This is a genomic window from Pyruvatibacter sp. HU-CL02332, from assembly GCF_040362765.1.
Taxonomy (GTDB): domain Bacteria; phylum Pseudomonadota; class Alphaproteobacteria; order CGMCC-115125; family CGMCC-115125; genus Pyruvatibacter.
Genome location: NZ_BAABWK010000002.1, coordinates 1200701 through 1207765, shown reverse-complemented (window position 1 = coordinate 1207765; position 7065 = coordinate 1200701). Strand labels below are relative to the sequence as shown.

Annotated in this window: 6 protein-coding genes and 1 pseudogene; 3 read left to right on the top strand and 4 right to left on the bottom strand. The window is 60.5% G+C overall.

Annotated elements, in window-relative coordinates; genetic code table 11:
* Together ABXH05_RS16335 and otsB are read right to left on the bottom strand one after the other, a co-directional pair.
* A pseudogene (locus ABXH05_RS16335) lies at positions 1 to 570 on the bottom strand (hypothetical protein); the annotation flags it as partial.
* A 190-nt stretch (positions 571 to 760) separates the two neighbouring features.
* Positions 761 to 1570, bottom strand: a complete 810-nt coding sequence (otsB, locus tag ABXH05_RS16330) for a trehalose-phosphatase (RefSeq protein ID WP_353562371.1) — start codon at positions 1568 to 1570, stop codon at positions 761 to 763.
* Between the two features lie 63 nt (positions 1571 to 1633).
* Between otsB and ABXH05_RS16325 the strand changes: the two genes are divergently transcribed.
* Together ABXH05_RS16325 and ABXH05_RS16320 are read left to right on the top strand one after the other, a co-directional pair.
* The gene (locus ABXH05_RS16325) at positions 1634 to 2458 is read left to right on the top strand and encodes an energy transducer TonB (RefSeq protein ID WP_353562369.1); all 825 of its coding nucleotides are present in this window, start codon (positions 1634 to 1636) and stop codon (positions 2456 to 2458) included.
* Positions 2459 to 2517: 59 nt separating this feature from the next.
* Positions 2518 to 3474 carry an NAD(P)H-dependent flavin oxidoreductase gene (locus ABXH05_RS16320; protein ID WP_353562367.1) on the top strand — a complete coding sequence of 319 codons (957 nt, stop codon included), beginning with the start codon at positions 2518 to 2520 and terminating at the stop codon, positions 3472 to 3474.
* Here the strand turns inward: ABXH05_RS16320 and ABXH05_RS16315 are convergent.
* A complete protein-coding gene (locus ABXH05_RS16315) occupies positions 3458 to 4483 on the bottom strand; it encodes an SLAC1 family transporter (RefSeq protein WP_353562365.1) in 1026 nt (341 codons plus the stop codon). The genes ABXH05_RS16320 and ABXH05_RS16315 overlap by 17 nt on opposite strands.
* A 106-nt stretch (positions 4484 to 4589) precedes the next feature.
* Here ABXH05_RS16315 and ABXH05_RS16310 point away from each other — a divergent pair, with 106 nt between their 5' ends.
* Entirely contained in the window at positions 4590 to 5315 is a 726-nt protein-coding gene (locus ABXH05_RS16310) for a protein phosphatase CheZ (protein WP_353562363.1), read from the top strand.
* 23 nt (positions 5316 to 5338) lie between these two features.
* On the opposite strand, the gene ABXH05_RS16305 is transcribed toward ABXH05_RS16310, so the two are convergent.
* The gene (locus ABXH05_RS16305; protein WP_353562361.1) at positions 5339 to 6937 is read right to left on the bottom strand and encodes a sensor histidine kinase; all 1599 of its coding nucleotides are present in this window, start codon (positions 6935 to 6937) and stop codon (positions 5339 to 5341) included.
* Positions 6938 to 7065: the final 128 nt, after the last annotated feature.

The following is a 7065-nucleotide window of genomic DNA, read 5'->3' as shown; positions in this document are numbered from 1 at the left end:
GTTGTCATCTTTGTCTTTGTCCGGCTTGCAGCCCTGGCCTTCGCCACCGTCACGGCAGCCATTGTTGTCGCCGTCAGGGCCGCCGTTGCCCTTGTCGTCCTTATCGGACTTGTCGCCCTTATCGGACTTGTCGCCCTTATCGGACTTGTCGCCCTTATCGGACTTGTCGCCCTTATCGGACTTGTCACCCTTATCGGACTTGTCGTCCTTATCGGACTTGTCGTCCTTATCGGACTTGTCTGGTTTGCAGCCCTGACCTTCGCCGCCGTCGCGGCATCCATTGTTATCACCGTCGGCGCCGCCGTTGCCCGAATTACCGGAACTGCCGCCTTTATCGTCGTCGCTGTTGTCCTTGTCCGACTTGTCCTTGTCATTGGGGCCTTCGCCACCATTGCCGCGACCATCAGCGTCGTTCTTGTCGTCGTTAAGCTCGCTGTTGCCGCCCTTATTGCCGCCGGCCTTGCCTTGAGCGTCCGCGATCGACTCAAGCCCGGGCGCAGCCGAGAAGGCCAGCGCAGCGAGAAAGGCGAACGCAAATCTGTAGCGTGAGCGATGAAGCGTAATGGACATGGTGTTTCCCCAAACGATGACCCCGAGCGATCTCAGAAAAACCGCTTTGGGCGAGCCTATTGGCGAAACGGGCAGCGGTGCAACGCAATGAGGGACTGATAGATACCGTCCGCCCCCATGTGCAGGCCAGCCAGTGGCCCAACGGACACACAAGACTGGTCCACCAGCGGTTCAGGCGTCGAAACGGAGCTTATTGCGAACGATTGTCAGTAAGCTGACTAAGAAATGTCCAAACGCTGGCGGGTGTTTCCAACGAATAATGGGCCTCCGTCGGGGCGGAACCACCGCCGACCTTGATCCCAACACCGATCTCGCGGATGGCCCGGAACCCATCTTCGTCGGTTTCATCATCGCCAATATAAAAAGGCATGCTTGTGTCCGACGTCAGCCCCATGGCCTCCATGACGTGAAGGATGGCGGTGCCTTTGTTCCATTCGATGTCTGGCCGCAACTCATGGATCATCTTGCCACCTGCTTTCTTGAGCGTCGGGTGACGGGCCGCCTCCGCCTCGACAGCGGCTGCGATGTCATCATGCCGCGCGGGAGCAACCTCCCGATAGTGGATCGCCAGGGAATAGATCTTGTCTTCCAGAAACGCCCCGTCGATCGGATCGAGAAAAGCTGTCAGGGCGAGGGACGCCTCCCTGAGAGCGGGAAGAAAAGCGTCACCGATATCACCTGACAGATCTTTGCCCTCGGCATCCACAATGTCGAACCCGTGACTGCCCGCATAGGCGATGCCTTTGACTCCCAGCATCTGCATCACGTCAGGGCGTCCGCGGCCTGTCACAACGGCAACGGGCATCAAGGCGGCAAGCCGTGACAGCGCGGTGAGAAGCTCCGGCGGGGCAATTGCAAGCTCCGGTCGCCTTGCAAGCGGCACAAGGGTGCCGTCATAGTCCAGAAAAAGTGCCGGAGACCGCCCGGCCATGCGGGTGATGATCTCATCGAAGTGGTCAAGGGCGTCAGGTTGGCTGGCTGGTGCTAGGGTTTGGGTCACGTCAGGTTTGCTCTTTGGTGTGCGCGCAGGTCTGCGTCACTGGCTTATACGGATTGAAGTTTTTTGCAATTCCCCGATGACATAGACCGCGAGTCTGAAACCGCGCGCCCGGCAGGTCTGGAGACCCAGACCGTGCGCCGGTCGCGCTCGCGCGTGGTGATGTGGTCCGTCCTGTTTCACGCAATTGCCATTGCCGCCCTGTGGGCCGTGCTTGCGGGCGATCCGCCGCAGATCAGGGACGAAACACCAATTATTGCGGTGGATCTGGTGGCATTGGCGCAATCAGCTCCCGCAGGGCCATCCGGGCCGCCCGGACCGGCACAGCCCGACGCGCCGCCAACCGCGCAACCCGTTGTGCCGCAGCCTGCTGTGCCAACTCCGCCGGTTGTGCAGCGGGAAGAACGTCCCGCCCCCAAACCGCGTGCGGAGCCAAAGCCCGCGCCTGCTCCAGCCCCAGCCCCAGCACCAGTTGAATCAGCGCAACCATCGCCAACTCAAGCCCCGGCACAGCCAAACCCGGGATCGGCGGCACCGCAACGTTCCGCTGGTGGTGGGGCCGGCACCGGGCAGTCAGATGCCAATGCCTCTGCCGTCGCCAAGGCAAGCTATGCCCAGCTGCTGCTGAGCCGGCTTCAGCGCGCTATTGTCTATCCGCGCCGGGCGCAACGCCGGAACGTCGAAGGTGACGTACGTATTGAGTTTGTACTGGCCGCCAGCGGTGCGCTGAGGTCCGTGAAGCTGGTGGCCACATCCGGTTCGGACATTCTGGACAATGCTGCCCTTGAGCTTGTGCGACGTGTGTCGCCATTTCCGGCCGTCCCAAGGGACCTGTCGCCGAGCGGACAGGATTTTGCTTTCGTGACCACGATTAACTATCGGCTGGATTGATGTAGGCTCGCCGAAACCGAAATCTTCAATCGACCAAAAACAAGACAAGAGGGAACGTCATGTCCGGATTTGAAGGCAACCGCGTGCTGGCGCACACAGGCGCAAAATATCCCATCATCCAGGCCCCCATGGGCTGGATCGCCCGTTCGCAGCTGGCATCCTCCGTGGCCAATGCCGGAGGTATCGGCATCATTGAAACCTCCTCCGGCGAAACAGAGGCCTGCAAGGCTGAAATCGAAAAGATGGCCGACCTCACCGACGGGGTCTTCGGCGTCAATCTGCCGATCCTGTTCCTCAAGGATGACGCCATGCTGCGCTACATCTGCGACAGCGGCGTCAAGTTCGTGACCACCTCAGCAGGCAGCCCGAGCAAGTTCATCAAGCCGCTGAAAGAAGCAGGCATCACCGTCTATCATGCGGTGCCGACGCTTGAGGCGGCCATGAAATGCGTGGACGCGGGCATCGATGGTCTGGTGGTGGAAGGGGCTGAAGGCGGCGGCTTCAAGAATCCCGAAGAAGTATCGTCTCTGGTCTTGTTGCAGGCCATTCGTCAGCGGTCGGACATTCCCATGGTGGCCGCAGGCGGCATCTGCAATGGCCACGGCATGGCGGCGGCGTTTGCGCTAGGCGCAGAAGCAGTGCAGATGGGCACACGGTTTGTAAGCGCGGCAGAAAGCCCGGTTCATGCAAACTACAAGAACGCCATCGTCGATGCGCCAACCACGGGCACCTATGTGCTGAACAAGAAAGCCAGCCCCTGCATCCGCGCCCTCAAGACCAAGAACACCGACGCTATTTTCGAAGAAGGCCTGATGCCCGCAGATACCTTTGCCCGCATTCAGGACCTCTATTTCGGGGGCGACATGGAAGCGAGTGTTGGCCTTGCCGGCCAGACGGCAGGTCTGATTGACGAGATCAAGTCTTCGGCAGACATCATCAACGAAACGGTCAATGAGTTTTTTGACGTGGCTGGCCGCATGGGCGCCATGGTGCCTGCGGCTAGGGCCGCTGAATAATCAACCGAAGTGTCAGCACGCCGACGGTAGCCGTTACCAGTGTGACCAGAGCAAGAGCTCCGGTTGCCATGGCATGATGGATTGCCGTCGGCAGCATGGCCTGCGTCTGCAGCCCCGCACTGGCCAACGCCGCCAGGGGGAACGTTGCACTCCACCACCCATAGGTGAAGCCAAGCGCCCTGATGTCCCTGATGCGTCCAAGAATGATGAGCACCACGGGTAGCAGGAAAGCGCACGACACATAAGAGAGCCCCGCTGCGACATGGACTACGACAAGGCCTGCAACATGGGCAGTGCCGTTGGATAGTTCTGCCAGTGCGCCCAATGCCAAAGCGACAAGGGCTGGCGGTGCAACGAGAACAAACACACCTGGCACCAGGTCCACTGGCAGGGCAGGACTGCGCGCAAGACGCCAAAGAACAATTGGCAGCATCACAAGCCACGCAATGCTTCCTGCAAAGGCTATGGCAGCGGCAAGCGGTGCATAGCCCAGATCGACTCCGGCACTGGGAGCAACGACCATGCCTACCAGGGGCACAAACCAGGCGGGTGTCACGTCCTGCAATGCCGGGCGGCGGCGCAGCCAGGTGACAACCAGCCAGCTTGCCAACGCGACATGGGCAAACGCCCCGGTGAGCCACATTACACTGAGGGCAACAGCCCATTCAGGCATGCTGGGCAGCACGCCTGCGGGCAGCAACATCAATGTCATGGGGGCGGCTCCCAATGACGTCACCCGCGCCGGGTGCATGAGGTCAGCACCAACCAAGGCTGGCGCCCGCATCGCCTTGAGCCCATAGCCTGTAAAAATCAGCACGCTGATGATGCCTGCGAGAATGAGCAGGACAGATGCGACGCCAACATCGGGCAGGATGTGGAGATTTTCTGCCCTTTGCCATGCCAGGGCGAGGCCTGTCAGACCAAGGGTCGCCCCGAAGAATTGCACCGGTATCTGCGTAAAATCGGGCCTTTTGGACCTTTGAGCAGGTGTTTTTCTACCAATAGGCATGCGTGTGTTGCTTTGAGGGCGTGCAACCAGTGAGGGCGCTTAAAGGCATTTTTAACTCGGTAAAGGCTAGGGTCACAGCGAATTTATGCCGCGGGGAGGTGCGCAGTTGTCTCAGGCAAAGCGCTTTCGAATTGAAGTGATGATGGGCTATGACGAGCCTGCCGTCGAGGATGTGACGCCTGCAGTTGCTGCAGTGGCGCCCGTACCTGCGGCTGTCTCAGCGCCTTCAGCATCGCCAACGGGTGCCGGTCAGCCCGACGCTGATCTGAGCATTGATGAACTTGCGTCCTTGCGTGACCGGGTGGCGGAAGCTGCAAAGCTTCAGGCGGAACTGGCAGAGCTTTCCGGCGCGATTGAACGCACCAAGCAGGAACTGTCTGCGCTCCATTATGATGGCCCATCAGCCGCCCGCTTCCAGGAAGCAGGCAGTGAGCTTGATGCTGTTGTGAATGCAACTGAGCAGGCGACGGATACCATTCTGACCGCATCAGAAAAAATCGATTCAGCAGCCGCCCATCTGGGTGCGTCAGCGATTGACGATATTGGCCGCAATCAGGCCGAAGAAATTGCCGAGCAGGTCGTGAATATTTTCGAGGCCTGTAACTTCCAGGACATTACCGGCCAGCGCATCACCAAGGTGGTGAACGCGTTGCAGTTCATTGACGAGCGCGTCAGCAAGATGATGGAAATCTGGGGTGGCGCAAATGATCTGGCAGCCTTCGCGCCAGCGCCTCAGGAAGCTGAAGGCGACGAAGCCCTGCTGAATGGCCCAGCGCTCGAAGAGCATAACGGCCATGCCTCACAGGACGACATCGACGCCCTGTTTGCGTAGGTCTGCGGTCTTCTCTTAAGAGCCTAATCTTTAAGCGGCAGCGTGATCACAGCGGCGACAACGCTGCTGCCATCGCGCGCCAGCTGAAGCGCGCCTCCATGGGCATCAAGGGCTTCGCGCAGAAGTTCAGCGGCAAACCCTGTGCGGGCGTCGGCTGGCGTCACAAGCGGATCTGAATCTTCAAGGCTGGAAGGCAGGGCGACCGGCTTGCCCGATGTCCCATCAATCCGCACGGTCAGCCGTGCCTGCTTGCCCGTCTGGCGCAAAGACAGCCGCATCACGCTGCCATCATCCGCATCCCGCCCGATGCCTGCCACGAGCCGGTAGAGCGCGCGTTGCAGCTTGGCGAGATCAATGCGCGCCACAAGCGGTGTCTGCGGTGCATCAACGGCCACGTCGGGTCCACTGCCATCACTTTCGCGTTGCAGGAAATGAGCGGTATTGCGGACCAGCTTCACCAGGTCACACGGCTCTGGATTGCTGGCGCCATTTGCATCCACCACGCTGAGCAGATCTTCCACCATGTCCAGCATGGCGCGACCGGCATCCGAAATGGAGGCTGCGTATTCTGCGTGGCGAACCGGGTCATTCAGCTTGTCGTGCTGCAACAGGTCGGCAAAGCCGACAATATGCGTCAGCGGTGTGCGCAGGTCGTGACTGACCCGCGAGAAGAAACGACCGGAGCGCTTCAGCGCCGCATCGCGCCCACTCTGGGCACTCTTGAGGGCTGTCTCGAGTTTCCGGCGTACGGTGATGTCGGTAAAGCTGGCGACGCGGGCGGGCACACCGCCGCGTTCGGTTTCCACCACATCGACCTCTGCCACGCGGGTTTCGCCGCCTGGCTGCACAATGGTGATTTCACCACCCTTGCCGATTTCAAGGTCAAACCGCTTGCCCATTAGCGTGTCAGCGGCCCGGCCGAGCAATTCCTCCGCAGCCGGATTAACAAAGGCAACGGCACCGTGACGGTCCAGAACCACCATGGCGTCGGGCGCTTCCTGAACCAGCACCAGCGGGGCAGGGGCGTGAATCGGCTGCCGGGCTGTCTCACTGCTACCCGAAGTGGAGTGGGCTGGACGCGCCAGCTTGGCGTGGCGCGCAAGCGCACGGGCAACCGCGCTGGACAGGTCTGCGCCGTTAAAGTCACCGGCAGGCGTCAGATCAACGACCTCGTCAGCGCCTGCTTCAATCGCGGAAAGTTCAGCGGCGTCATCGAGCTGCCGCATCAGGACAATGACCGGTGCATCGGGGCCGACGGCGCAGATGCGCTTCAATCGGCCAATGCCTGCGTCACTCGCGTCGAGTTCAACAACAATGGCAGTGAGACCGGGCACCAGAAGTTGATCAAGGCCGGCACCGGGGCGGCTGTGGATAAGATCGACCGGCTTTGTGCGGCGCGCGTCCAGAGCATCTGCAACCTGACGGGCAATGACGGCATTGTCGCTGATAACGCCCACGCTCTCGCGGCGCGCAGGGATGTCCACCGGTGCAATGGCCAGATGGCTGGCGTCACCAGACATGTCCGGCCGTTTGGGCAGGAGACTGCCTTTGGCAAGCTTGGGGGCGCCCTTGGGGGCAACCTTGCGGGGAATCACGGGTACTGAACTGTGCTGGGAGCGCATAAACCGCCTGCAGGCCTCATGTTTTTAGGGTCGGACAGGCGCTTGTGCGCGAATCCGTGAATCAAACATGAACATTGATGGTAAACACGGAGTAAATGATTGGTGGCCGGATTAAGGCGCCGTTAGCC

Coding starts and splice junctions, on each gene's coding strand:
- ABXH05_RS16320 (WP_353562367.1), top strand. CDS start 2,518: ATGTCCGGATTTGAAGGCAACCGCGTGCTGGCGCACACAGGCGCAAAA.
- ABXH05_RS16315 (WP_353562365.1), bottom strand. CDS start 4,483: ATGCCTATTGGTAGAAAAACACCTGCTCAAAGGTCCAAAAGGCCCGAT.
- ABXH05_RS16305 (WP_353562361.1), bottom strand. CDS start 6,937: ATGCGCTCCCAGCACAGTTCAGTACCCGTGATTCCCCGCAAGGTTGCC.